Here is a 24,597-nt window from a genome sequence, read left to right as displayed (position 1 = left end):
TCACCGCACCCCACCTCGTCGCCCTCGTCCGCGCAGGCGCGAAGTTCGAGAACGGAATCCTCGTCGAACGCGAGGAAGCTCACGCAGCCTGAACTACCTCATGATCCACAGGTATTGACAATTGCTCAACTTCTACGCCTCCGAGATGCTCTTTGTCTCGATGGGCAATCTCCTCACCTGGCACGGCGTCGGCTACAACATGCTGATCATCTACGGCGCACTGCGCGCCGTGCCGCGGGAGATCTTCGACGCCGCCCGCGTGGACGGCGCCTCGGAGCTGCGTATCGCGCTGTCCATCAAGGTGCCCTATGTCCGCGGCGCCCTGGTGCTGACCGGGATGCTCTCCATCATCGCCATGCTGCAGATCTTCAACGAGCCGCTGCTCTTCCGCCAGGTCGCCCCCGAAACGGTCACCAAGAGCTACACGCCGATCATGCTCATCTACTACGAGGCGTTCGACAGCAACGACTACGGATACGCGGCGGCTCTGTCGGTGATCCTCGCACTCGTCGTCGGTTCGATCTCCTTCCTCTTCTACAAGCTCACGAACAGGCCGCAGTCATGACCGCCTCCGGACAGACACCGCTGATGACCAAGCCCCCCGCCGACGCCGCCCCGGCCACCGAGCCCCCGCCGCGCCGCCGGAGCAGGCGGCGGGCGGCGGACCCGGGCGACGAACTCCCCGTCGGCACCCGCCAGTCCACACTCTCCCGCGGCCTTGTCCTGCTGGGACTTGGGATGTTCGTCCTGTACTCCATAGCCCCGGTGTGGTGGCTGATCGTCTCCGCCACCAAGGACCAGCGCGACCTGCTCTACACCAACGGCATGTGGTTCGGAGACTTCAACCTCTTCCACAACATCGACCAGGTCTTCACCTACAACGACGGCATCTTCTTCCGCTGGATGCTCAACTCACTGCTCTACGCCGGCCTGGGCGCGGCGGTGAGCACACTGATCGCCATCGCCGCGGGATACTCCCTCTCCCGCTTCCAGTGGCCCGGACGCAACCTCGCCCTCGGCGCGGTCATCGCCTCCTTCCTCGTCCCCTACGCCATGCTCACCCTGCCGCTGTACCTGCTCTTCGCGAAACTGGGCCTGGTCGACACCGTCTGGGCCATCCTCATCCCCTCCTTCATCAGCCCGTTCGCCGTCTACCTCTCCAAGGTCTACGTCGACGGCGCCGTACCCGAAGAACTCATCGAAGCCGCCCGCCTCGACGGCGCCGGCGAACTGCGCATCTTCTTCCAGATCGTGATCCGGCTGATGTCCACCGGCGGCGCAACCGTCTTCCTGCTCTCCTTCGTCGGCAACTGGAACCAGTTCTTCCTCCCCCTCACCATGCTGCGCGGCGAGGAGAAATGGACAGTCAACCTCGGCCTGTACTTCTGGAACAGCAAACGAGACGAAGCCGGCATCGACCTCACGGCACTGGTACTCACCGGCGCCCTGCTCTCCATCATCCCCCTGGCCATTTTCATGATCGCCATGCAGCGCTACTGGCGAACCGGCCTCACACTCGGCAGCCTCAAATGACCGCCCGCAGTATTGTCCTACCGCTTGTCCTGCCGCGTCGGGGGAGCGGTGGAGTTCCGGACCACCACGTGGCTGCTCAGCAGCACTCGGTCCTCGTTCCCGCGCCCTGTGGCCACAGCAGCAGAGCCGTCCTGGAGAGTCCTCTTCACGTGCTGAGCCCACAGCAGTCCGGAAAGCTGGGGCGGGCGGGCGCGGACCGGTTCGGAAGAGGCGGCCCTGGAGTCTGCCGCTCATGGTCCGGGAGCTGCGGTCTCCGCCACGTCAACGGCGCCGACTGTCTGGGAATCAGAGAAGAGGAATTCCGCCGCGCCCACACCATCAGACGACGACAGAACCGTTCAAAAACTCATGGACAGCCCATTCCGACCCCACTTCGTTCCCTATGCCGGAGAGGCGCCCTGGATCGAGAGCTGGTAGGGGAAGGGGTCTCCGACGCCGACTTGCCACATCGGGTAGTTGCGGTGCTGCGAGGGGGTGGCCGCGACGACGAGCATCATGTGTGTCTCGCCGCTCTGGAGGCTGAAGTTCGCCCGTCTGGCCGGGCGTGAAGGTGTCGCTGTACCGGACGGAGAAGTCGGGCGACACCGCTACCAGCCGGAACCGCCAGTCGGCGCCGGAAAGGTTTGACCGTCCTTCCAACCGGACACCCACACGGCCTTGATCACGGTGCCAGCCATACGAACGGCCGCTCACGCGGGCCCGGTCCAGCCGCAACCGTCCCGTCCAACGCTCGCGGGACCGCCAGGCGAGCTGAAGACCCGCGCCGCAGCGGCGCGGCGCAGGGCGGACCGAACGGGCGAGCCCGCGCGCACCAGGGGCGCCGCGGGCGTCGCGGTGCACAGAGACGTACGAGCCCCAGTCGGCATCACCAGCCGTGAGCCAGTCTTCGGCCCACGAGTCCGAGGTGGTCGCCAGCCAACGTTGGACGATCGGGCCGCCCGAAAGTCGGATCACCGTCGTGTCATCGGCCGGGGAGGGGAATCGTGTCGGGGGTCCCAGGGCTCGGTGCGGGCTGCTCGAAACGGCCGGCCCGCACTGATCGCTGCTTTCAGAGCGCGGAAATCACCCGTTTAGCGGATAGAGCGCGGGGCTGAAATGGCAAAACTCCGACGCGGATGCTCGCCTGGGAGGAATAGCGGCTGATTTCCTTTCGGCCATGACGGAATGTCAACACCGCCGACCCGCTGGCGTCCGGGCAAGACGGGAAAGCCGCCTTCGACGCGGTCGGTCCCCTGCTGCTCATCGGCTGGGCCGAGAGAGACCGCCTGCGCTCGGTGCGGGCCAGGCCATCGAGCCCGGCGGAGCCAGCGCGGACCTGGTTGCCCAGGCCGAGGCCGGTGCGCTGGACCACCTCGCCGTGTCGCCGGTGTGCCACCGTCGCCCGAGTGGACTCGCTGCCGGCCGTCAGCTGTACGCCGTGACCGGTGGGTCCTCACCGGTGAGCAGGAAGGTCCCGAGTTCCCGCGCCTTGTATACGACGGGATCGTGCAGGGTGAGGGTGCGGGCGTCTCGCCAGAACCGGTCGAGACCGGCCGAACGCGCCGTCGAGCGCGCGCCGGTGAACTCAAAGACACGGTTCGTCGCCTCCGTCGCCAGCCGTGTGGCGACGACCTTCCCCGCGGAGATCGCCCGCGCCGCCCGCCCACGCTCGGCCGGGGTCAGCTCCAAGCCGCGGGCGTCGGCCTCCGCGAAGGCGCGAGTCGCGTCGTCCGCCAGCAGCCGCGCGGCGCGCAGGGTCGCGGCGAGTTCGCCGTAGCCGGCGAGGACGTGCGGGTCATCGACGGCGCGGTCCAGGCCGCTCGCTGGCCAGGGGCGTGAGTGCTCCCTGGTGTAGCGTGCCGCCTCGTCGATGGCGCCCTCGACGAGGCCGACGAGGATCTGGGTGAGCACCGCCTGGAAGGCGAGCGCGACGAGGGAGAGTCGCAGCCAGCGGGGACTCGTGGCGTCCTCATCGACCGGGAAGGTGCCGACCACGTCGCCGAGTCCGGCCCGGACATCGTCGAAAACGATGCTTCCGCTGGTGGTCAGCCGCTGTCCCAGGTTGTCCCAGTCGGGCGGGTGCGAGAGCCCGTGGGCGCCGCCGCGCAGCAGCACGACGAGGTGGGCTGTGCCGTCGTCCCGGGAGGCACTGACGAACAGCCGGTCTGCCACCGCGCAGCCGGTGGCGAACGCACCCCGCCCGGAGACCGTCAACCCGTCGCCGGACAGGGTGGTCCGTACGGTGTTGCGGGGGTTGCTGACGGCGGCCACGAACAGCCGGTCCTCGACGACCTCCTGACGCAGCGTGCGCACCAACTCGGCGTTGTCGTACAGCGCGACCCGCCACAGGTGCAGGTAGTGGTAGCCGAGGATGTGCCCGATGGAGGCGTCGGCAGCCGACACGATCCGGGTGACGGTGTGCGTCGTGGCGTGGTCGTCGGGGTCAACGGCCAGCAGACCGCTCTCGCGCAGCAGCGCGATCTCGGCCCGGGGGGGCTGGTTGGCGCGGTCGCGGGCCACGGCGTCCTCGCGGAGCCGCGCGGCGACGGCCCGGGCGGCTTCGATCGCCTCCGCCGGGGTCACGGGGCACCGACCGTCTCGGGGGCCGCGCCACGTCGTCCGCGCGCCGCGAACAGCACGATAGCCGGGAGGAGCACGCACTGGGTGGCGACTGCCCACCAGAACCCGGGCAGTCGCCCGTCGGACTCGAAGACCTGGTAAAGGGCGCCGCCGAGAATTCCGCTGAGGAAAGCGCCGGTCCCTTCCGCGAGCCGCTGGTGGCCGAAGGTCACCGCGGGAGAACGTTTGGTGTGGGCGAGCGCCTCCAGGGTGTTCTTGAGGAACAGAACGGAGTTGCCGGCTCCGATCGCGAGGACTCCCACGGCGATGGCGATCTCGCTCCCCCCGGTGAAGGCGGCGGTGCCGACGGCGAGGCCGGCGAAGCCGAGGATCATCGCGTGTGTGTACCGCATGCGCTCGACCCGTTCGGCGAGCAGTGGTTGGAGTACGGACAGGGCCAACGAATAGCCCATCATGGCGACCCCGTAGAACATGGTGGGTACCCGGCCTTCCGCGTAGGACGACAGATACTGGTAGAAGTGCATGTGGAGGTAGAGGGTCAGAGCCGTCACGAGGAACGGCAGGACCGCAAGCCCGCGCAGCGCGCGGCGCAGCGGCTCCACCGTCTCCCGCTCCTCGGACCGGTCCCGGGGCAGCAGCGCGTGCCCCATGGTCATCGCCAGGTGCAGCACGGTCATCGTGACGAACAACCCCCCGGGGGCCCCGATGAACAGCGCGCCGAGCACCGGCCCCAGGGCGATGCCGACGTTGCCGGAGGCGAAGCTCGCGGAGACCAGTCGGGGCCGCTCCCTCTCGTCCGCCCCCCACAGCATGTAGCTCCGGACGCTGGGCGAGTAGAGCGCCGAGGCCGCCGAGCGCAGATACAGGGCAGCGACCGTCACCAGCGGCCACGTTCCGCCGAGGAGGAAGCCGAGGGAGCCGAGGGTCTGGACGACCATCGAGGCCAACAGACAGCGCTGGAGCCCGATGCGCTCGGCCAGAGCCGCGCCCGGCAGTCCGCCGGCGAACTGCACGAACGTCGCCACGCCGAGAACGATCCCCACCTGTTCCATGCCCAGGTCCATGCGGTCGCGCAGCAGGACCGCGATATAGGGGTAGACGGAGAAGTTGATGACGTTGACGAAGAACCCGCTGGCGAGGAGCGCGAGTTGTGGACCGGTGAACGAGGAGGAGCCGGACGGCCCGGCGCCGTCCGGCGGCCTCCTGGTCCGGGGGATCACGCCGGTCGCGCCTTGGTGCCGCGCACGACCAGGCGGGTGGCCCGGGCGTCGTACGGGCGACCGTCCAGGGCGCCGAAGCACTCTGTCTTCTCGAACCCGGCCGCCTCCAGCATGGAGCGTAGCTCGGCGGCGCTGTACACGTAGCAGGTGAGAGAGGCGTGCTCGGCCACGTCTCCGCGCACCAGGGTCCAGTCGGTGCGGTATCTGGCCCAGTCATCGAGAATCACGTCTCGCATCACCACCATGCCGCCGGGCACGTCGACGATCTTCGGGGTACCGGCCCAGGACGCGTACATCTCCTTGCTGAGCAGGTCGACGATCAGATGCCCGCCGGGAACCAGGGAGCGGTAAGCGTTGCGCAGCACCTGAAGGTTGTCCTCGTGTTTGTCGAAGTACCCGAAGGACGTGTGCATGTTGATTATCACGTCGTACGACTCCGGGGCCAAGGGCTCGCGCGCGTCCGCGCACACGAAGGACGCCTTCACGCCGGCCGCGGCACAGTCGGCTGCGGCCCGTTCGAGCAGGCCCGCCTGGAGGTCCAGGCCGGTGACCCGGTAACCTCTGCGGGCCAGCGGCACGGTGAAGACGCCGACGCCGCAGCACTGGTCGAGCACACGACTGCCCGGCGGAAATGCGAGTAGCGGGGAGGTTTCCACCACCTCAGCGGCCGACCGCACCCGTTCCGGTGAGAAGAGCACATCCGCGAAGCCCGACCACAGTCCCGCGTCCTCGTACCAGCTCACGGCGTCTCCCATCGTGTGGACTGCCTCCCCTTGAAGTAGTCGTGGCGCGGGCGAGGAAGGTTCCCGCTGCCGGAGTGTCAACGCGTGGGCACCACGCCCAGCCCCGGGGCGTCGCCCAGCACGATCCAACCCTCCTCCAGGCCGAGCCCGCGGAAGGGGACGTCCCTCAGATAGAGGTGGCCGTCGAGGTCTATGTGGTCCGCCCACGGCGCCAGTTGGGCGACCTGGCTGATGGCCAGCTCCGACTCGCACATGCAGCTGAGCATCGCCTCCAGGCCGGCCTGCCGGGCCGCCTCCATCACCCGCCGGGCGCCACGGATGCCGCCGGCCTTGCAGAGCTTGACGACCACACCGTCGGCGTACGCCTGGGCCGCGAGGACGCTCGCGGCATCGGTGCATCCCTCGTCCAGGAAGACGGGGAGCCGGTCGGGGAACTCGCGGTAGCGGTGGTAGTCGTCGAGCGCGTCCGTCGGGAAAGGCTGCTCGATCATCTGGATGCCGAGCCGGCGAAGGCGGGGGGTGAGGGCGCGGGCGGTGGCGAGGTCCCAGGCCTCGTTGGCGTCGACCCGCACCGTCCGCGTCGTCACCTTCCGGATGGCCTCCAGCGTCGCGAGGTCGTCGGACCCGCCGACCTTCACCTTGAAGGCCCCGACCGCCGGGGCATGTCTGACGGCGGCCGCCGCCTCGTCCGGGTCGGCGATCCCGATCGTGTACACGGTGGGACCCAGCCGCCGAGGCGCGCCCCACAGCTTCCAGGTGGGCAGTCCGGCCGCCTTGCCGATCCAGTCGTGCAAGGCACCGTCGAGCGCCATCCGGGCGCCCGCTGGCGCGTCCCAGCGCTCGACACGGTCCAGGACGCGTTCAGGGTCACTCAGGTCGTCGCCGATCACCGCCGGGCCCTCGGCGCGGACCGCATCCACCACATCGTCGGCGCTCACCCCGTCGTAGCCGGTCGGTGTGCCCTCGCCGTAGGCGACGAGGCCGCCGTGCGCGAGGGTTACCATGCACGTGTCGACGCTGTTCCGCTCGCCGCGGGCACTCCGCACGGTCTCGATTAGCCGCAGGCTCTGCCGCTGGGCCGTCAGTTCTACATGCTCGGGTCTCAATTGCATGGGGTGACTTTTCCTTCCTGGCGGGACGACAGGAACTGGCCGGGCGCCGGCCCCGACTGTATGACCGACGGAGCGCCGACGCGACGGAGGGAACAGCGATGGAGTGGTTCGAAGACGAGGCGTTGTGGGTCGACTTCTCGGCCGTGTTCTTCTCCGCCGAGCGGGCCGCCGCGGCCGAGGCGACGGTCGCCTCCTCGCCGCTGCTGGACGTGCCGGCCGGCACCGAGGTGCTGGACCTGGGGTGCGGTCCCGGCACGTTCACGCTCCCGCTGGCCCGTCGCGGCGCGACCGTCACCGGGGTGGACCTCAGCCAGGCGCTGCTCGATCGCGCGAGGCGGGAGGCGGCCGAGGCGAGCGTGGATGTCCGGCTGGTGCGGGCGGACATGCGGGAGTTCGTCGAGCCCGACCGCTTCGACCTCGCGATCAGCATGTACACCTCGTTCGGGCTCTTCACCGAGCACGGCCAGAACATGCGGGTGTTGCACAACGCCCTGGCGTCTCTGGCTCCGGGCGGCCGGCTCCTGATCGACCTCTTCTGCAAGGAGGTGCTCGCCCGCGACGGTGGGGAAGCCAAGATCTTCGACGTCGAAGGGGGCACCCTGACCGTCCGCGGCACCGTCCTGGAGGACTGGACCCGGTTCCGCGACGACTTCGTCCTGGTCCGGGGCAACCGGGCACGTACCGCGTTCGTGGAGCACACGCTCTACAGCGCCGTCGAACTCAAAGCGCTGCTGGGCGAGGCGGGGTTCGTCGATGTCGTGTGCTACGGAGGCTTCGGCGGCGAACCCTTCGACAACCACGCCCGGCGGCTCATCGTCGTCGGGAGCCGCCCGGCGACGGACCGCGACGACGCCTAACACGCCGGGCGGGTTTCGACCCGCAGGCCACCCGCCGCCGCCACCGCGCGGTGGGTGGCGACCTCCGCCGTCGGCCCTTGTGCCAGCAGTATGCCGACGTAGCCGCGCCCGTCGGTGAGGTGCTCGACGGTGGTACCCACCGCCTTGGTCGGGTACCACTCGGGCCCTCCCGGGCAGCGTGCGATGTCGTCGAGGCCGTGCACCGCGACGAGTTCGCCGGCGCGCTCCGGATAGGCCAGCACGAAGGCCACACCGCCTCCGCCGCCCAGCGGCTTGTCGAGCAGTCCGGGGCGGCGGCCGAGGGCCAGGTCGACGAGTCCGGCGTAGACGTTGACGCCGAGGGCCCGGCACATCGACTCGCCGACCAACGCTCCGCCGATCCGCGGGTTCACCTCGATGAGCTGCGGCCCGTCGGTGGTCATGGCCAACTCGACGTGGGCGAACCCCTCGTTGTAGTCGAGGGCTGCCAGCACTCCGTCGAGCCACCACTCGATCTCGCGCAGCTCCGCGGGGGGCAGCGCCACGGGAAACGCCGTCACGTCCTCCCGGAACCAGGGCTGCGCGGACATCAGCCGACTCGAAAGACCCAGGAGCCGGGTCCGCCCGGCCCAGGTCACCGTCTCGGCGCTGTAGACCGGTCCGGCGAGGAAAGGTTCCGCGAACAGCCTTCCGAAGAGCGCGGCGTGCGCCGCCTCCCGGTGGAAGCGGCTCAGGTCCCCGGTGCCACGCACCAGCCACACGTTCTGGCTGCTGGTGCCCGCGGTGTCCTTGATCACGGCGGGCAGGCCGACGGCCGAGGCGAGTTGGTCGAGCGTCACGGCGGCCGGCTCCTCGACCGGGAGCGGCGCGAACGCGCTCAGCCCTTCGCGGTACAGCACCTCCCGAACCCGTGACTTATCCCGCACCAGCCGGATGACCGCCGGATCGATGCCGGGCAGGCCGAACTCGGCGGCGAGTTCGGCTCCGGTCACCCCCCAGGTGTCGGTGGAGCTGATGAGGCCGTTGAGGTCGTCGATGGAGGCGAGGGCCTCCGCGACCGCGTTGCGGTCGTGGGTGTCCACGGCCACGACCTCTATCTCCCCGGCGGGCAGCGTGGATAGTTCGTGCAGGTAAAGCCACTCGACGCCGGTCAGCAGCGTCAGCCGCTCACCCGACTCACGTGCGGCACGGGCTAGTCGGGCAAGTCCGAAAGACAGCATCTCCACACAGGCGATCGTCACAGTCAATTGGTCGGCCGGGCGGCCCGGTGAGTTCCCGGAGCGCCGCCTCCGTCGCGCCGGTGCCATCCGCCCGTCAGCCCGGGAGGAACTCGGTGGCGTGTCCTGGCATGGTGGGACTGGCCGTGAGCAGGGCGCGGGTATAGGGATGGCGCGGCCGGGTGGTGACGTCCACGGTCTGGCCCTGCTCGACGATCCGGCCCTGTGTCATCACCGCGATGCGGTCGGCGAGTTGCGCGACGACGGCGAGGTCGTGCGCGATGAACAGACAGCCGAATTCGAGTTCGTCCCGCAGGTCGCAGAGCAGATTGAGCACGGTCGCCTGAACGGACACGTCCAGGGCGGTGACCGGCTCGTCGCAGACCAGCAGGCGGGGTCGCAGAGCCAGCGCCCGCGCGATCGCCACACGCTGCTGCTGGCCACCGGACAGTTGCCAGGGGCGGCGGTCCGCCACCTCGGGGCCGAGCCGCACGAGGTCCAGCAGCTCTCCGATCCGGGCGGCGCGGGTGGCGGCGTCCCCGATGCGGTGGATGCGAAGCGGCTCGGCCAGCGCCTGCCGCACCGTCTGCCGGGGGCTGAGCGAAAGGTAGGGGTCCTGGAAGACCATCTGCACGCGTCTGCGGTGCGCTCGCAACTGACCGCCCCTCAGGGCGTGCACATCGTCCCCGGAGATCCGCACCACTCCCGCGCTGGGCCGCAGCAGCCCGGTGACGACACGAGCCAGCGTGGACTTGCCACAGCCCGACTCGCCGACGAGCCCGACGATCTCTCCTGCCGCGACGTGGAGGGTGACGTCCTCGACAACGGGCGTGGTGTCGGCGTCGCCACGGCCACCGTAGCCGGCGCTGACGTTCTCGATCTCCAGCACAGCGTCACTCCTTCGTCTCGGTGGCGGAGCGGCTAGGCTGACGCAGGCACGCCGAGTGGTGTCCGACACTCGGGAGCAGCGTCCGCAGCTCTGTCGGCCTGTCTGTGCAGTCGGTCACCACGAGCGGGCAGCGGGGGGCGAACCCACAGCCGCCGGTATCGTTCACCAGGGCCTGCCCGCTCTGGCTCGGCATCGTGCGGAAGCGGGTGCCGGGTGGCGTGCCCGGGCGCGGCACCGCGTCCAACAGGCCACGCGTGTACGGGTGGTCGGGATGTGAGGTCACCGTGGCGATCGGGCCGTACTCCACGATCCGGCCCGCGTAGACGACGGCAACGCTGTCGGCCAGGCGGGTCACCAGGGCCAGGTCGTGGCTGACGATCAGCATGGACATGGACAACTCGTCGCGCAGCCGTGCCAACAGGCTCAGCAACCGGGCCTGAACGGTGACGTCGAGCGCCGAGGTCGGCTCGTCGGCAATCAGGAGCTCGGGCTCCCCCGCCAGGGCCATGGCTATCTGGGCCCGTTGGCGCATGCCCCCCGATAGCTGGTGGGGGAACTGGCGGGCGACGAAGGCGGGCTTCGGCAGGCCGGCCAGTTCCAGCAGTTCCTCGGAGGCGCGGCGGGTAGCGAGCCGCCGGCCGCCGCGGCCCGCGTTGCGGACCGCCTCATCGACGAGCGCTCCGACCGTCCGCAGCGGGTTCAGAACGGCGCCGCTGTCCTGGAAGACGACGCCCACCCGCCGCCCGTAGATCCGGCGTCGCTCGGCCGGGGAAAGGCCCGTCAGCTCGCGGGCGCTGGCGCCGCTGCCCAGCACGGCGGAGCCGGCGACCAGCGCGGTCGGGTCCAGCAGGCTGAAGGGGGCCAGCGCGGCCGTGGTCTTGCCGCTTCCGGTCTCACCGACAAGGGCCAGGATCTCCCCGCGTCGCACCTCGTACGACATCCCGCTCACCACTCGACGTGGCCGTGCGTCGGCCGGATAGGTGACCGACAGGTCACGCACCCGAAGCACCGTGCCGTCGTCCTCCCCCTGCTCTTCGGCCCCGGACGACGCGCCGGGCCCGGGGCGGGCCGGCACCTTGGCCGTGCCGGCCGCGCGTGCCGGCCCCGGGGCCGGCCGCGTCCGCCCGGGCAGGAACAGCCGTAGCACTGCGGGCCGTTCCTCACCGGCCGCCAATCGCTCGCCGAGGAGGTTGCTGGCGAACACCACGGCGGTGATGGCGATCCCGGGTGGAAAGGCCAACCACCACGCGGAGTCCAGGAACGGTCGCCCCTCGATCAGCATCTGCCCCCACTCGGCATGCGGTGGCGGAACCCCGAGGCCCAGGAAGCTCAGTGTGGCGACGCTGAGGACCAGCACGCCGATGTCCGTGCTGGCATAGACCAGGCACGGCGCCAGGGCGGGCGGCAGCAGGTGCCGGCCGATGATGCGCCCGCGTCCGGCGCCGAGCAGCCGCAGCGCGTCCAGGTGCGGACTGCCGCGCATCCCTGCCACGCGGGAGCGGGCGATCCGGGCGTAGGGCGCCCACGACCACAGGGACAGGGCCAGGACGAGGTTCTCCACGCCCGGCCCGCGCGCCCCGATCACCGCGAGGGCCATCAGCATCCCCGGCAACGAGACCACCATGTCGATCGCCCGCGAGACCAGCCGGTCGACCCAGCCGCCCAGATAGCCGGCCGCGGTGCCGGCGAGCACACCGACCACCAGCGAGACGGCCAGCACCGAGGCGGCGACCGACAGCGAGATCTGGGCCCCGTACAAGAGCCGGCTCAGCTGGTCGCGACCGAGCTGGTCGGTGCCGAGCAAATGCTCCGAGGACGGCGGCAGCAGACCGCCCTCCAGGTCGTTGACGGTGGGGTCGGCCGGCGCCAGAAGCGGGGCCAGCAGGCCCACCACCGCGAACACCACCAGGGGCAGCGCGATCAGCGCCGTACGCAGTCGTGCGCCACCACCGGGACGGCGGCCTCCTCCGCTCATGACGCCCTCCGTCTCAGTCTGGCGGCCAACGGGCGGCGCCCCTTCACGCGCCCGGCGACCTCCTCGGCTCCCCGCCGGGATCGGGGGTCGATGAGCCCTTGGAGCACGTCGGCGGTCCGGTTGGCCAGGATGAACCCGCCGCCCAGCAGGAGCACGCTGGCCTGGAGCGCCGGAACATCCCGGGCTCCGGCCGCGTGGACGAAGTAGGCTCCCAGTCCCGGCCAGCCGAAGATCTGCTCCACCACGACGGTGCCCACCAGGATGTTCCCGATGCCGAACCCCGCGACGGACAGGATGGGCCCGGCGGCGTTGGGCAGACCGTCCCGCAGCACGATCGACAGCGCTCCGCTGCCCCTGGCCTGGGCGGCCCGCACATAGGGCTGGTCCAGGGCCTCCCGAAGCGTGATGGCGACGACGCGGCTGAGGATTCCGGCCGCCGGCAGCCCGAGTACCGTCATCGGCATCAGCCAGGTGGCCGGTCCGCCCATCCCCGAGGTCGGCACCAGATGGAGGCGTAGCGCCAGGAACAGCACCATCAGGTAGCTCAGCCAGAATGCCGGGACCGAGGTGACCAGCAGCGCCCCGAACCGCAGCGCGCCGCGCAGCACACCGCGAGGGAGCACCGCCCCGGCGACCCCGACGGCCACACCGACCACCAGGGCGATCAGGGCCGATCCCGCCACCAACGCCAGCGAGACGCTCAGGCGGTCGGCGACCTCGGGGCCCACGGGCGTGTTCGTCCGCAGCGAGAGCCCGAAGTCGCCCGTCAGGACGTCGGCCAGCCACCGCAGATAGCGGACCGGGGCCGGGTCGTCGAGACCGAGTTCAACGCGTACGGCCTCGATCTGTTCCGGCGTGGCGGGACGACCGGCCCGGGTCGCGGCCAGCAGCGCCGCCGGGTCGCCGCGCGCGAGGAGGATCAGCGCGAACGTGCCGACCGACATGGCGAGCAGAACGGCCACGGTGTCGACGGCCCACCGCCCGACAAACCGCCCCGTGACCGCCGAGCGGCTGGGCGACCTCACTCGATGGTGACCCCGGTCAGTTCGAGGTCCACGTCGCTCGACGGCACCTCGAAGCCCTGGACCGCGTCCCGCATGGCCCATATCCGCGGCCGGTAGACCAGCGGCACGAAGCCGGCATCGGCGGCCACCTCGTCGTACAGCGCCTGATAGGCGGCGGCACGGGCGTCATCCTCCCCGGCGAACAAGGCTTGATCGACCAGCTCCTCGGTCTCCTCGGTCACCCACAGCGGGCCCCGCGCGCCGGAGGTGAACAGGGACACGATCGAGGTGGCGGGGTCGTAGGGGGCCCCGAGCCCTTCGAAGAAGGTCAGATCGTAGGCGCCCTCCGCCCGGTCGTCGTAGTACGCGGCGGCATCGACCGGGGAGAGTTCGACGGCGACGCCGACTTCGCCCAGGGCCGCGGCGATCGCCTCGGCCATCAGACCCGCATCGAGCTGCCCGGGGGCCGGAGTGGCGGGCACCAGCAGCGAGAGGACCAGTGGTTCACCGTCCTTGGCCCAGGTGCCGCCGTCGAGCCGGTACCCGGCCCCCTCCAGCGTGGCGCGGGCACCGTCCGGGTCGTAGTACGACGGCAGATCCTCGCCCGAGTTGGGGACGGACGGCGGGAAGACCCGCCGGGCCGGCTCGGCGAAGTCCAGAAACAGCGCGCTCGCCAGGGAAGTGGTGTCGATCGCCTGGCGCACCGCCTCGCGGACAGCCGGGTCACCCGCCGGACCGGCGGGATTGAACCCGAGCATCATCGTCGCGTCCGGCTCCCCGGAGAGCAGTTGGATGTCGGAGCGCTGGCTGAGCGTCCTGGCCTCCACCGGGTTGACCGGGGAGAGATACGAGCCCCCTACGAGGTCGATCTCGCCGTTGACCAGCGCGTCCACGCGTGCCTGCGAGTCGGGGATGATCGTGAACTCCAACCGTTCCAGCTCCGGCGCCGTCCCCCAGTAGTCGTCGTTACGGACCAGGGCCGCCCCCGCGGACGAGTTCGACTCCACCCGCCACGCCCCGGTGCCTATGGGTTCACCGAACTCGCCGTCTCCGGTCGCCGACGAGGGGCTGAGCAGCCGTACCGGGCGCACGATCGACAGCTCCTGCAGCAGCGGCTCGTACGGCTCGGACAGCGTCAGCCGTACGGTGTCCGCGTCCGGTGTCTCCACCGCGGTGATGACCTGTGAGGCGCGGAAGAAGGTGAAGTCCTCACTGCCCACCCACCGGTCGAAGTTCCACTTGACGGCGGCGGAGTCGAGCGGGGTCCCGTCGGTGAACTCGACGCCGTCGCGCAGGTCGAACGCGATGCTCAGGCCGTCCTCGGAGACGCTCCACGACTCGGCGAGCGCCGGTTCCAGGGCCCCGCCCTCGCCGTAGGACACGAGCGGTTCGTACACCGCATCCAGCAACAGGAAGTTCCCCGTGAACTCGTGTGGGTTCAGGGCACCGGACTCCTCACTGAGGCCGATGCGCAGCACCTCGCTCGTGCCACCGGACGAACCGGCGTCAAGGGAGCATGCCGACAACAAGGTGATCGACGCGACGGGGGGCACGAGTAGGCGCGATCTCAACACGGTGGCTCCTGCTGGACGGTGGTCGATGCTCTGCTGGGGGCGAGGAAGGAAGTTGCCCACTGGGAATAGTCGGTGGCGTCTCACAGGAAGTTCCCGAGTCGGTGAATCGGCGTCTCACCACAGAGGAACTCCCCGATGCGGCGCGGCGACTGGAGGTGTGCCCCCGATGGTCTACCCAGCTTTCGGCGCCCGACGCCCCACCGCGAACCGGGCCCGCGGGCGCAGGGGCGCCCCGACAGGAAGGAGCGGGATCCGCGCTCGGGCCACGTCCACCGTATGGCCGGTACCACTCGACAGGCCGGCTCCTTCGCACTTCCCCGTCGGGTGCCCGGCAACGGCCCGGGACCTGCGGAGCACGACGGACGCTGACGGCCGGACTCCGCGTTCACCTCATTCGGCGGGTCGGCCGACGAGTCGCCGGCCTATCTGTCCGAGCCACTACTTCGCCGCGTGGCGGGACGACGGGGCGGACCAGGTCATCCAGGAGCTCCTGCGTTGCCGGCCGCCGGGGTTCCCGCCTTTGGTGCTGAGCTTCAGCCGGACATACCGATCCTCGCTGGGCAGCCAGTAGCGCTTGGTCTGGTTGTTGGGGTCGAAGCGGCGCTTGGTGCGCGGTGGGAGTGGGAGATGCGGTTGCCGAACCGCGGCTCCTTGCCCGTGAGTTGGCAGCATCTGATCTGGCTGCCGTGATGACGCGCGGAAACGGCGGCTCGGGCGGCATGGGACGGCTGTCCGGTGAGGCGGTTCGGAGTGTTCCCCACGGCATCGCCCGCGAAGGCGCTCTCAGAGGGCGCTCACGCTGGAGCACCGGACGCCATCCACTGCGCGGACCGCTGGCACACCTGGCACAACCTCGTCGAGGCCGTGGAGAAGACGGTCATCCGCCACCGCGCCCTACTCCCCGAACCGCCTGACGACCAACCCAGCGTGACGGCCGAGCAGGTGAACACCGCCGCAACGGTTTCCACCGCTGCGGCTCCGCGCACCACCGGGCGGATCAGCGATCGCACCCGTGAACGCCATCGCGCCATCCACCAGCTGCACCGCCAGGGCCACAGCCAGCGCGGCATCGCTCGACAGCTGGGGCGGCCGTCAACACCGTCCGTCGCTTCCTGCGCGCGCCCGCTCCCGATGGCCTGCGCCTATAAGCCCTACGTCCACCAGCGGTGGGCCGAAGGACGCACCACGGCGTCCCAGCTGGTCGACGAACTCCGCGAGATCGGCTCGAGTCGGGCCACCTCCAGGATGTGCAGCCATTCCTGTTCGCCGGGGATCCACGGCAGCTTCGTCCGACGCGGCACCAGGCCACGCTGCTGGCCGCCGGCCCGACGGCCAGGGGTGTAACGCCCCCGGCCGACGGGATTGGACTCTCGCAGGCCCTCTTCCATGAGGAAGTCGTAGAACAGTCGGACCGGCACCAGGCGCTGCTGGATCGTGGCGTTGGCCAGCGCGGCTCCCGAGTCGATCGAGATCACGTGCGCACCGCAGCGGTGCGGTCGTAAGGTCAACTCCCCTAGGTAGGCGGCGATATGCGCTCGGCTCGCGGTGACCGGATCGATGCCTTCCCGCTCGCACATCAGCAGGTACTCCGCCAGTCCGCGGCCATAAGCGTCGATCGTGCGCGGCGCACGTCCAAGCTCGGCCCAGACCGAGCCAGGCCACCGCCTGCTCGTGCCGGGCCGGCACCGGCCGCTTCTCCGTCAGCACCGTCATGGCACTCAAGCGATCTCCCAAGTCCGTGGCTGCACCAGGGAGACATGATCACCCCGGCAGATTCCCGAACCTTCAAGCTGATCGCGCGGCAGATATACGGTCGGGCACGCTTCCGCCACCGCGTCCTCCTCTGCTACCACCGAAGGTGAGACAGGGTCGTTGATTGAACACTCCGAAACGAGCCTGAGCGGGAAGAATCGCCTTGGTCAGCCGTCGCCTACGATCGCGCGGTAGTGGTCCAGGGTGGGCTTCGCTCCCCGATCGCGGTCGCTGTGGTAGAGGCCGTTCACGTCCTGGGCGCCGAAGGCGTAGGGCTCGTAGAGCGTCGGGCACTGCGGGTGCTCGCGCAGGCCGAGGTACGACAGCCACGCCGTGTCGAAGGCGGCGAGGTGTTCGCGGATCGCCGCGACGTCGTAGGTGCCGGTGCTGTCACCCTCGACACCCTTGAGCATGACGGCCCAGGCGTGGTGGACTGCCGTGTAGAGCCGCAGGCCGTACTCGCTGGAGATCCGCAGGTAGTCGCGGTCGGCGGGATCGGGCAGCTGGATGTTTCGGGCGAGCCGGGCGACCTCTCGCCAGGTGGCGACGGCGTCCGCCTTCTCCTGGATCGCGGTGTCGATCTGGCCCTGGCTCCTGATCCGTTCGAAGTCGGCCTTGAGCTGGTCGTCCGAGCCGCCGATGAACTGGTCCCGCATCCAGAAGGGGTTGGCCATCGTGAACAGCCCGGTGTATTTGCCGTACAGGGTCCCTGTCGCGGACAGCAGCGCGAGCCTGCGGAACCGGTCCCGGTCGGCGCCCTTCAGTCCCGCCCGGCGCATCCAGTCGCCGAACACCTCCGCCTCGGTACGGTCCACGTCCTGCGCCCAGTGGCTGGCCACATAGACGTTGAGGTCGCACCACATCTCGTTGGGGATGTACGGCCCGCGCCATCCTCCGCCGCGCGACCAGGTCCACACGCCCTGGAAGTTGGGGTGGTCCCTGATGTCGGCGAGACCTCTCCGGCCAGCGTCCTCCGGGTACTCCTCGAAGCCGTCGATCACGCCGTTCATGACGTAGTCGGGGACGGCGCCCTTGGCCTCGTACTCGCGCTGGCACTGCACCTCGACGATCTGCGGATGCCGTCCGAGGGTGAGGGTGGGGTTGAACTCGTAGGTTCGCAGGAAGTCGCCGGCCGTGTGCTTGATCGAGAAGATCAGGTTGGGGTGGGGTTCGATCCGGTCCGTGACGTCGAGGTAGTAGTCCGGGCTGGTGGTGAAGGCGTCGAAGCTCCACGTCCGGTAGAAGAGGAGCTTGTCGCGTTTGACGCACACCTCGTCGCGAAGGATGTCGAGCAGGATGACGTGACTGTCGGCGCCGCGGGTGACCGGGTTGTTGCCGCGGAAGTAGGGGACGGCGGGCAGGTAGGTCTCGCCGGTCCGGACGACCAGGCCGTCCAGGTCGGGGAAGCGGTCGAAGATCTCGGCCAGCATGACGCGGTGGATCCGGCGGGTCTCTTCGTAGTCGAGGTTGATCCGCCCCTCGGAGTCGAGGATCTTGTCGGCGTACCGGTCGACGAGCCGATTGGGCAGGGTGACTATGTCGATGAAGTACAGCGCCTTGAGCCCGGCGGCGCGAATCTGGCGGATGCGGGCATCGATGCGGCCGGCGTTCGTCTCCACCCACACCCGCTCGTCGGAATCCTGCGGGAAGATCTCGGGGTCGAGCGAGTCGTAGGTGATCGCGGTGCTCGGCGGGTGCCACTCGGTGACAATCTTGCCGTTAAAGCCGTAGTCACGCAGTCGTTGCAGGTCGTCAAAGGCCGTCAGGGGCACGCTCTCGCCCGGGTTGCACATGACCGCGTCCAGGATCCACGGCAGCCGTCTGCCGCTCCCGCCACGCTCCTCGGCAGCCGCGGTACCTGTCGCGATTCCCGTGGTGACTGCCCCCGCGACGGCCGCCCCGCTGCTCACAAGCACTTGCCTGCGGCTGTAACCGTGTCCCATGACCCTGTCCCTTCGGCTCGTCGTCCCGACATGAAAGATCCCATCTATTCCTGGAGTTTCATTCTCAGAGTCGCTCAAACGTGTCACCTCTCCCTCATCGGCCCGATGTTTGGGGTGAGCGCAGGGCACGCTCGGCTGAGCGGCCCCGGGACGGATGAAACCTTGCGAGAGGGCGATTCGCGAGCTGATGCGCGATTCGCCGTTGGGTCCGGGTAAGGCGTGCTGTTCGTCGATGCGCCGGTGTGCAGGCGTGGTGCGCCGTATTCCGTCCATCAGGTGAACGATGGAGGCCCGCGTCCTCTTGCGGCATCTCGTCTGAAACAAGGTCCCCGTGGGCGATCTCGTTACCTCCTTCCCGGACAGCATGGGCGGCAGCTTCAGTGAAGTCGCCAAGACCCGCAGACGCCGGGCGGGCCGTTTATTGAGGTGTTGAGCTGTACTGAGTCTTGTGCAGGCGGCGCTGCGGCTGGCGTTCAGCCCTTTCCGCCAGTGGTCGCTATGCCCTGGACGAAGAAGCGCTGGGCCAGGAGGAACAGCAGCAGGACGGGCGCGATGGTGACGCAGCTGGCGGCCATCAGGGTGCCGTAGTCGGTGGCGTAGAGGCTCTGGAAGAAGCGGATGCCGACGGGCAGCGTGAACTTGGAGGAGTCCGTCAGGAAGATCAGCGGGCCGAAGAAGTCGTTCCAGGAGGCGACGAACTGGAAGAGGGCGACCGTCATCAGGGCGGGCTTGGAGAGGGGCAGCGCGATCTGGACGTACTGGCGCAGCCGGCTGGCGCCGTCGATGCGGGCGGCCTCGAAGAGCTCCTTCGGGACGCCGAGGAAGAACTGGCGCAGCAGGAAGATGTAGAACGCCCCGCCGACCCCGAGGAAGCTGGGCACCGTGAGCGGCAGGTAGGTGTCGAGCCAGCCGAGTTCCTGGTAGATGGAGTAGGAGGGGATCAGGGTGATGAAGGGGGGCAGCATCATCGTGGACAGCAGGACCGCGAAGAGGGGGCCCCGGGCGCGGGAGCGCAGGTGGGCGAAGGCGAAGCCGGCCAGTGAGCAGCACAGGACGGTGCCGAGGGTGGAGACCACCGCGACGAAGACGGAGTTGCCGAAGTAGCGCCAGATCGAGATGCCGGCCGCGGCGGTGGAGAAGTTGTCGGTGTCCAGGCGGCCCGGCCAGAAGCTCGGGGGGTAGGCGGTGACCTCACTGGGTTCCTTGAAGGCGCCGGAGAGCATCCACAGGAACGGCAGGATGAAGAAGAAGGCGGCGATGGTGAGCGGGATGTACAGCGGGACGAGAGCGATACGGCCCCGGGTGAGGGTCAGTCTGAGCGTGCGGCTCTCCGGCATGGCTGGCGTTTCTCCTCTGCGGTTTTGCGGTGACGGGCTTGGTCAGGAGCCCAGGTAGTGGACGTGGCGGCGGGAGAAGCGCAGCACGGCGGCGGTGAGGAGCACGATCACGAGGAACTGCACCCAGGCCAGGGCCGAGGCGTAGCCGACGTTGGAGTACCAGAAGGCCTCGTTGTACAGGTACAGGCCGAAGAAGTAGGTGGAGCGCTCGGGGCCGCCGCCGGTCATGATGAAGGGCTCGGCGAAGACCTGGAGGGCGCCGATCAGCCCGATGATGACGTTGAAGAGGATGACGGGGGACAGCAGCGGCACGGTGACGTTGCGGAACCGGCTCCACCAGCCGGCGCCGTCCACGGTGGCGGCCTCCTTCAGCTCGGTGGGGATGCCCTGTAGGCCGGCGAGGAAGATGATCATGGCGCCGCCGGTGGCGGTCAGGCTCATCAGGACCAGCGCGGGTATCGCCCAGGTGCTGCTGGCCAGCCAGTCGGGGCCGTCGATGCCGACCTTGCCGAGGAGGTAGTTCAGGACTCCGGCGGTGGGGTCGAACATCCACAGCCAGACGACGAAGAGCGGCACGCCCGTGACGATCGACGGCAGGAAGAAGACGGTGCGGAAGAACGTCCGGCCCGGGATGCGGGTGTTGACCATGGCGGCCAGGGCCAGAGCGAGCACGGTGCCCAGCACGACGCGGGCGCCGGCGTAGGCGAAGGTGCGGCCGAAGGAGGGCCAGAAGTCGGGGTCCGAGGTGAAGATGACCCGGAAGTTGGCCAGGCCGATGAACTCGGGTGAGTTCACGCCGTCCCAGCGGGTGAAGGCGGCGTACAGGGAGAAGAGCATCGGGCCGAGGGTGAGGCCGACGAGGCCGAGCAGCCAGGGGCTGAGGAAGAGCCAGAAGGCGGCGGACTCCGAGTGGAACCTTCTCCGCCAGCGCGTGACCGGGCTGGTGTGAGCCGTCGGGGAAGTTCTCAGGGACGTTGTCATGGGGTTCTCCGATCCGGCCCGCTCAGGCCCGCAGGATCTCGGTGCCGCGGTCCTGCACCTCGCGCAGGACCTCGCGGACCGGGGCGGCGTGGTTCTGCACCGACTCGACCTTCTGGCCCAGGACGTCCCACACCTTGTTGAAGATGCCGCCCTGGTAGGCGACGAGCTGGTTCCCCATTCCCTGGATCATCTGCTCCCAGGGGAGCTCGCGGTCCTCGGGCGCGAGGTCGCGCTGCCATTCGTCGGCGGCCGTGGCCAGCGCCGGGGTACCGATGGGCTGCAGGAGGCGCTGGGCATCCGGGTCGGTGGACAGGAACGTGGCGAAGTGCCAGGCCTCGTCCTTGCGTTGGGAGCCGCCGAAGATGGCCACGTTGTTGTTCTGGTAGGTGCCGACCCACTCCTCGGGGTAGGGCACGACCCCCCACTCGAAGCGGTTCCCGATCTGCTCCCGGTACGCGGTGAGCGCGTAGCTGGGAAACAGCTCCATGCCGAAGATGCCGCTGGTGAAGTTCACCGCGTACTGGGACTGCGCGCCGACCGGCATGGCCCGGTGCTCGTGGATCAGGTCCGAGATCAGCTCGACCGCGGAGACCATGCGCTCGTCGGTCGCGGTCATCGTCCGGGTCTCCACCGAGAACGGCAGCCCGCCGTGGACCGTGGCCACGTCGTAGGGGAAGAGGCCGAACGTGCTGGGCATCCCCCAGATACGGTCACCGCCCGAGCCGACGGCCGCCGCCGTCTCGACCAGGTCGCGCTCGCGCCAGCCCGGCTGCGGGATCGGCACCCCGCGCTCCGCGAGCAGTGTGGCGTTGTAGGCGATGCCCTTGGGGTAGACCATGATCGGCAGGCACAGCACCTCGCCGCCGATCCGGGCCGGATTGAGGGAACCGGGCACCCATCGGTCCTCCGTCAGGCCGTCGGCGCGCATGAACGAGGTCAGGTCGGCGTACCCGCCGAGCTGGCTCAGGCCCGAGACCCAGCTCTCGGCGACGATCATCACGTCGGGCGCGGTGCCGGCGCGGAACATCAGCGGCAGCCGCTGGAAGAAGCCGAAGTGGTCGGCGTAGGTGTAGCTGATCCGTGCCTTCGGATACTTGCGCCGGTAGAGATCGATGATGCTCTCGTAGACGCCGAGGGAGACGGTGTCGGCGCCGAAGCCGAAGAACAGCTCGTCGCGCCTCCGCGAGCCGCCGCAGCGCGCGAGGCCGCCGGCCGCCGCCGCGGTGGCCGCGCCCACGCCGGCCGCGCCCAGCAGACGGCGTCTGGTGATTCCGTGGTGCTTCATGATCATCTCAGCTCGATCGCAAGGGCGTTGACATACCGGGAGGGACCGTGGTCGGGCAGGTCCACGACCAGTTCCCCGCCGGGGTAGACCTGCTCGAAGGGCATGGGCCCGGCGCCGAGCAGCCGGACCGAGGCGACGCGGTCGTCGGGGTCGAGGCTGCGGATGACGGCGCGAGCGTCCTTCGGCCAGGCCATCTGGAAGGCGTAGACGGTGCCATCACGCTGGGTGAGCCGGTAGTCGGCGGCATCCCAGGAGGCCTGCTCCTCGCGGAAGCCGTCGACGGCGACGCGGCTGGGGCCCTCGACGCCGTCGCGGAACGGCCGGGTGCCGTGGATGCCCTCACCGCACAGATCCATCCAGGCGGCCAGCTCGGTCAGTAGGTGCCGGCACTCGGCGTCGATGGTGCCGTCAGGGAGCTGGGGGATGTTCAGCAGCAGGGTGCCGTTCTTGGCGACGACGTCCACGAGGATCTCGATCACGTGCCCCGGGGTCTTGTACACGGCGCGCACGTCGTAGAACCAGCCGCCGACGCAGGTGTCGGTCTGCCAGGGATACGGCATCACGCGCTCTTCCTGGCTGCGCTCGACGTCCAGCACGCCGATGCGCCGGATGTGGCCCTGGCGGTCCTTGTGGGTGTAGACGGCCCGGTTCTCCCCGCCGTGCGCCGCCGCGCTGGTGTTGTACAGGTGAGCGGCGGCGCGCAGCCCGGCGTCGATGCCGTGAGGGCTGAAGGGCGGTGCGCCGTCGGAGTAGAGCAGGTCGGGCTGGTAACGGTCGATCATCTCGGTGACCAGGTCCAGCCAGCGGCGGTGCCACCAGGCGTTGCCGGTGTGCCACGGGACCACCGGGTCGGGCCGCCGCCCGGGACGGTGATGCTCGTGGTTGGGCAGGTAGAGATCCTCAAATGCCGGGTCCGCGCCGTCGTAGGGCACCCCGCCCCTCGGGCCGTGCGCGTCGGCTCCCTTGTTCACCGACCACCAGCTGAACGTCGCGCCGAGGTGCTCGGTGAGCCCGAAGGGCAGGCCGTGCCGGCGGGCGGCGGCCTGCCACAGCCCCACGATGTCCTTGCCGGGACCGACCTCGGCCGCGTTCCACCGGTGCAGTGCGGACGGGTAGGTGAGAAAGTAATCGTGGTGCGAGGCGAGCGCGACGAAATACCGGGCACCGGCGCGAACATATAGGTCCATCAGGCCGTCGGGGTCGAAGTTCTCGGCCTTCCAGAGGCGTACCAGATCCTTGTATCCGAACTCCGAGGGATGCCCGTATTTCCGTAGGTGATAACGGTATTGGTCGGTGCCCTCGATATACATGTTCCTGGCGTACCAGTCACCGTACATGGGCACGGACTGGGGCCCCCAATGGGACCATATGCCCAGCTTGGCGTCGCGGAACCATTCCGGGCAGACGAATTCCCCGAGCGATTCCAGCGTGGGCAGAAAAGGCCCCGGGCGCGGCTCGTCAGACACCAGTCATCACTCCGATGCACGTTATTTCCGTCGGTGTCGGATGACGGTAAGGGCTGGAACGAGGGGAAGCCAATGGTCGGGATACGACATTGCTGGTTCGTTCTCACCTCTGGTGCAATGGCACATCCGGGGGTAGTTTTCGCGTCATGCTGGATCAGCTCTCACTCGTCAGGTGGAAGGTGCCGCTGCAGGAGCCGCCGTCCATCGCGGATATCGGCGTGGGCAGGCACGGCGTCGCAAGCCTCGTGGACGAGTGGTGCCTGCAGGACCTCTGGCAGCTTCATCTCTACGGCTACGCGGGCGAGTTGGAGGTCGGCGGTGTGGTCGTCCCCATCGCGCCGGGGCGCGTGAGCCTGGTTCCTCCCGCCACGGCCACGCGCTACCGCTACCAGGGCGAGGCCGTGCACCTCTTCGCCCACATCCGCCTGCCGGATGCCATCGCCTCGGGCGGTGTCGAGCTGCCCGTGATGCTGGACTGCGGGTCGGACCTGCCGCGCATCCGGGACCGCTTCCAGAGCGCACTGGACTTCCACACCCGGCTGCCGCAGCTGGCACAGGCCGAGCTGTGGAGTCTGCTGTGCCACCTCGCGGGACGGCAGGTCTCGCGCTACGACGACGCGCTGGGGCTGCACCCGGCGGTACGCGCCGCCGTCGCCCACATCGAGACCCGGCTGCGCGAGCCCCTCAGCGTGGCGGACCTGGCCGACCATGTCGGCGTCTCGCAGAACCACCTGGGCCGGCTGTTCCGCGCGCAACTCGACACCACCGTCGTGGACTACATCCGCGACCGCCGCATGACCCGCGCCCACCACCTGCTGACCCGCACCTCGCTGCCGGTCAAGGCCGTGGCATCGATGGTCGGCTTCCGTAATCCGCAGACCTTCAACAAGGCGTTTCGCCGCGCATACGGCATCCCGCCCAGCGCCGTACGCCACGGCGTCATGAGCCGGAAGACCCCGTTCCCTGATGAGAAACGGGGCAACTCCGACAGGCTGGGTGAGAGGGCTGAACGGCATCACCTTGACCGGCATGCCGGTTGAGCCGGAGCAATTGTCAATACCTGTGGATCATGAGGTAGTTCAGGCTGCGTGAGCTTCCTCGCGTTCGACGAGGATTCCGTTCTCGAACTTCGCGCCTGCGCGGACGAGGGCGACGAGGTGGGGTGCGGTGA

Annotated in this window: 18 protein-coding genes and 2 pseudogenes; 4 read left to right on the top strand and 16 right to left on the bottom strand. The window is 69.4% G+C overall.

Going from position 1 to position 24,597, the window contains the following annotated elements:
• Positions 1–127: 127 nt before the first annotated feature.
• Both RM590_RS34765 and RM590_RS34760 read left to right on the top strand, forming a co-directional pair.
• A pseudogene (locus tag RM590_RS34765) lies at positions 128–565 on the top strand (carbohydrate ABC transporter permease); the annotation flags it as partial.
• A 23-nt stretch (positions 566–588) separates the two neighbouring features.
• Entirely contained in the window at positions 589–1,533 is a 945-nt protein-coding gene (locus RM590_RS34760; protein ID WP_311708808.1) for a carbohydrate ABC transporter permease, read from the top strand.
• A gap of 1,404 nt (positions 1,534–2,937) precedes the next feature.
• Here RM590_RS34760 and RM590_RS34755 read toward each other — a convergent pair.
• The 4 genes from RM590_RS34755 to RM590_RS34740 all read right to left on the bottom strand — a co-directional run bounded on the left by RM590_RS34755 (position 2,938) and on the right by RM590_RS34740 (position 7,167).
• Entirely contained in the window at positions 2,938–4,095 is a 1,158-nt protein-coding gene (locus RM590_RS34755) for an acyl-CoA dehydrogenase family protein (protein ID WP_311708807.1), read from the bottom strand.
• On the bottom strand, positions 4,092–5,312 hold the full coding sequence (locus RM590_RS34750; protein WP_311708806.1) for an MFS transporter: 1,221 nt from the start codon (positions 5,310–5,312) through the stop codon (positions 4,092–4,094). Before RM590_RS34750 ends, RM590_RS34755 begins: the two co-directional genes overlap by 4 nt.
• The gene (locus RM590_RS34745) at positions 5,309–6,055 is read right to left on the bottom strand and encodes a class I SAM-dependent methyltransferase (RefSeq protein ID WP_311708810.1); all 747 of its coding nucleotides are present in this window, start codon (positions 6,053–6,055) and stop codon (positions 5,309–5,311) included. Before RM590_RS34745 ends, RM590_RS34750 begins: the two co-directional genes overlap by 4 nt.
• A gap of 77 nt (positions 6,056–6,132) precedes the next feature.
• Positions 6,133–7,167, bottom strand: coding sequence for an enolase C-terminal domain-like protein (locus RM590_RS34740; protein ID WP_311708805.1), 1,035 nt, complete (start codon positions 7,165–7,167; stop codon positions 6,133–6,135).
• A 98-nt stretch (positions 7,168–7,265) separates the two neighbouring features.
• Between RM590_RS34740 and RM590_RS34735 the strand changes: the two genes are divergently transcribed.
• Complete coding sequence (locus tag RM590_RS34735; protein WP_311708804.1) at positions 7,266–8,024, top strand: class I SAM-dependent methyltransferase; 759 nt, start codon at positions 7,266–7,268, stop codon at positions 8,022–8,024.
• On the opposite strand, the gene RM590_RS34730 is transcribed toward RM590_RS34735, so the two are convergent.
• The 12 genes and pseudogenes from RM590_RS34730 to RM590_RS34675 form a co-directional block, all read right to left on the bottom strand.
• Positions 8,021–9,244 carry an ATP-grasp domain-containing protein gene (locus RM590_RS34730; RefSeq protein WP_311708803.1) on the bottom strand — a complete coding sequence of 408 codons (1,224 nt, stop codon included), beginning with the start codon at positions 9,242–9,244 and terminating at the stop codon, positions 8,021–8,023. The two genes, RM590_RS34735 and RM590_RS34730, sit on opposite strands and share 4 nt — an antisense overlap.
• 73 nt (positions 9,245–9,317) lie before the next feature.
• A complete protein-coding gene (locus RM590_RS34725; protein WP_311708802.1) occupies positions 9,318–10,109 on the bottom strand; it encodes an ABC transporter ATP-binding protein in 792 nt (263 codons plus the stop codon).
• 4 nt (positions 10,110–10,113) lie between these two features.
• Positions 10,114–12,084, bottom strand: a complete 1,971-nt coding sequence (locus tag RM590_RS34720; protein WP_311708801.1) for a dipeptide/oligopeptide/nickel ABC transporter permease/ATP-binding protein — start codon at positions 12,082–12,084, stop codon at positions 10,114–10,116.
• Entirely contained in the window at positions 12,081–13,190 is a 1,110-nt protein-coding gene (locus RM590_RS34715) for an ABC transporter permease (protein WP_311708800.1), read from the bottom strand. Before RM590_RS34715 ends, RM590_RS34720 begins: the two co-directional genes overlap by 4 nt.
• Entirely contained in the window at positions 13,106–14,659 is a 1,554-nt protein-coding gene (locus tag RM590_RS34710; protein ID WP_311708799.1) for an ABC transporter substrate-binding protein, read from the bottom strand. The genes RM590_RS34715 and RM590_RS34710 overlap by 85 nt, the downstream gene beginning before the upstream one ends.
• A 519-nt stretch (positions 14,660–15,178) precedes the next feature.
• Positions 15,179–15,339 (bottom strand): annotated as a pseudogene (rpmB, locus tag RM590_RS34705) (50S ribosomal protein L28); the annotation flags it as partial.
• 474 nt (positions 15,340–15,813) lie between these two features.
• Positions 15,814–16,257 carry a hypothetical protein gene (locus RM590_RS34700; protein ID WP_311708809.1) on the bottom strand — a complete coding sequence of 148 codons (444 nt, stop codon included), beginning with the start codon at positions 16,255–16,257 and terminating at the stop codon, positions 15,814–15,816.
• A 324-nt stretch (positions 16,258–16,581) separates the two neighbouring features.
• On the bottom strand, positions 16,582–18,357 hold the full coding sequence (locus RM590_RS34695; RefSeq protein ID WP_311708798.1) for a hypothetical protein: 1,776 nt from the start codon (positions 18,355–18,357) through the stop codon (positions 16,582–16,584).
• A gap of 473 nt (positions 18,358–18,830) precedes the next feature.
• Positions 18,831–19,694, bottom strand: a complete 864-nt coding sequence (locus tag RM590_RS34690) for a carbohydrate ABC transporter permease (RefSeq protein WP_311708797.1) — start codon at positions 19,692–19,694, stop codon at positions 18,831–18,833.
• A 42-nt stretch (positions 19,695–19,736) separates the two neighbouring features.
• Positions 19,737–20,675, bottom strand: a complete 939-nt coding sequence (locus tag RM590_RS34685; protein ID WP_311708796.1) for a carbohydrate ABC transporter permease — start codon at positions 20,673–20,675, stop codon at positions 19,737–19,739.
• A gap of 22 nt (positions 20,676–20,697) precedes the next feature.
• On the bottom strand, positions 20,698–21,960 hold the full coding sequence (locus tag RM590_RS34680) for an ABC transporter substrate-binding protein (protein ID WP_311708795.1): 1,263 nt from the start codon (positions 21,958–21,960) through the stop codon (positions 20,698–20,700).
• Positions 21,961–21,962: 2 nt separating this feature from the next.
• Entirely contained in the window at positions 21,963–23,426 is a 1,464-nt protein-coding gene (locus RM590_RS34675) for an alpha-L-fucosidase (protein ID WP_311708794.1), read from the bottom strand.
• A 146-nt stretch (positions 23,427–23,572) separates the two neighbouring features.
• On the opposite strand from RM590_RS34675, the gene RM590_RS34670 reads away from it, so the two are divergent.
• Complete coding sequence (locus tag RM590_RS34670) at positions 23,573–24,466, top strand: AraC family transcriptional regulator (RefSeq protein WP_311708793.1); 894 nt, start codon at positions 23,573–23,575, stop codon at positions 24,464–24,466.
• Positions 24,467–24,597 lie beyond the last annotated feature (131 nt).

It is taken from the genome of Streptomyces litchfieldiae, assembly GCF_031845365.1.
In the GTDB taxonomy this organism is placed as follows: domain Bacteria; phylum Actinomycetota; class Actinomycetes; order Streptomycetales; family Streptomycetaceae; genus Streptomyces; species Streptomyces litchfieldiae.
This window is presented reverse-complemented; position numbering and strand designations above follow the sequence as displayed.

Coding starts and splice junctions, on each gene's coding strand:
- RM590_RS34685 (WP_311708796.1), bottom strand. CDS start 20,675: ATGACAACGTCCCTGAGAACTTCCCCGACGGCTCACACCAGCCCGGTC.
- RM590_RS34720 (WP_311708801.1), bottom strand. CDS start 12,084: ATGAGCGGAGGAGGCCGCCGTCCCGGTGGTGGCGCACGACTGCGTACG.
- RM590_RS34715 (WP_311708800.1), bottom strand. CDS start 13,190: ATGGGCCATGCGGGACGCGGTCCAGGGCTTCGAGGTGCCGTCGAGCGA.
- RM590_RS34760 (WP_311708808.1), top strand. CDS start 589: ATGACCAAGCCCCCCGCCGACGCCGCCCCGGCCACCGAGCCCCCGCCG.
- RM590_RS34740 (WP_311708805.1), bottom strand. CDS start 7,167: ATGCAATTGAGACCCGAGCATGTAGAACTGACGGCCCAGCGGCAGAGC.
- RM590_RS34735 (WP_311708804.1), top strand. CDS start 7,266: ATGGAGTGGTTCGAAGACGAGGCGTTGTGGGTCGACTTCTCGGCCGTG.
- RM590_RS34670 (WP_311708793.1), top strand. CDS start 23,573: ATGCTGGATCAGCTCTCACTCGTCAGGTGGAAGGTGCCGCTGCAGGAG.
- RM590_RS34695 (WP_311708798.1), bottom strand. CDS start 18,357: ATGGGACACGGTTACAGCCGCAGGCAAGTGCTTGTGAGCAGCGGGGCG.
- RM590_RS34690 (WP_311708797.1), bottom strand. CDS start 19,694: ATGCCGGAGAGCCGCACGCTCAGACTGACCCTCACCCGGGGCCGTATC.
- RM590_RS34680 (WP_311708795.1), bottom strand. CDS start 21,960: ATGAAGCACCACGGAATCACCAGACGCCGTCTGCTGGGCGCGGCCGGC.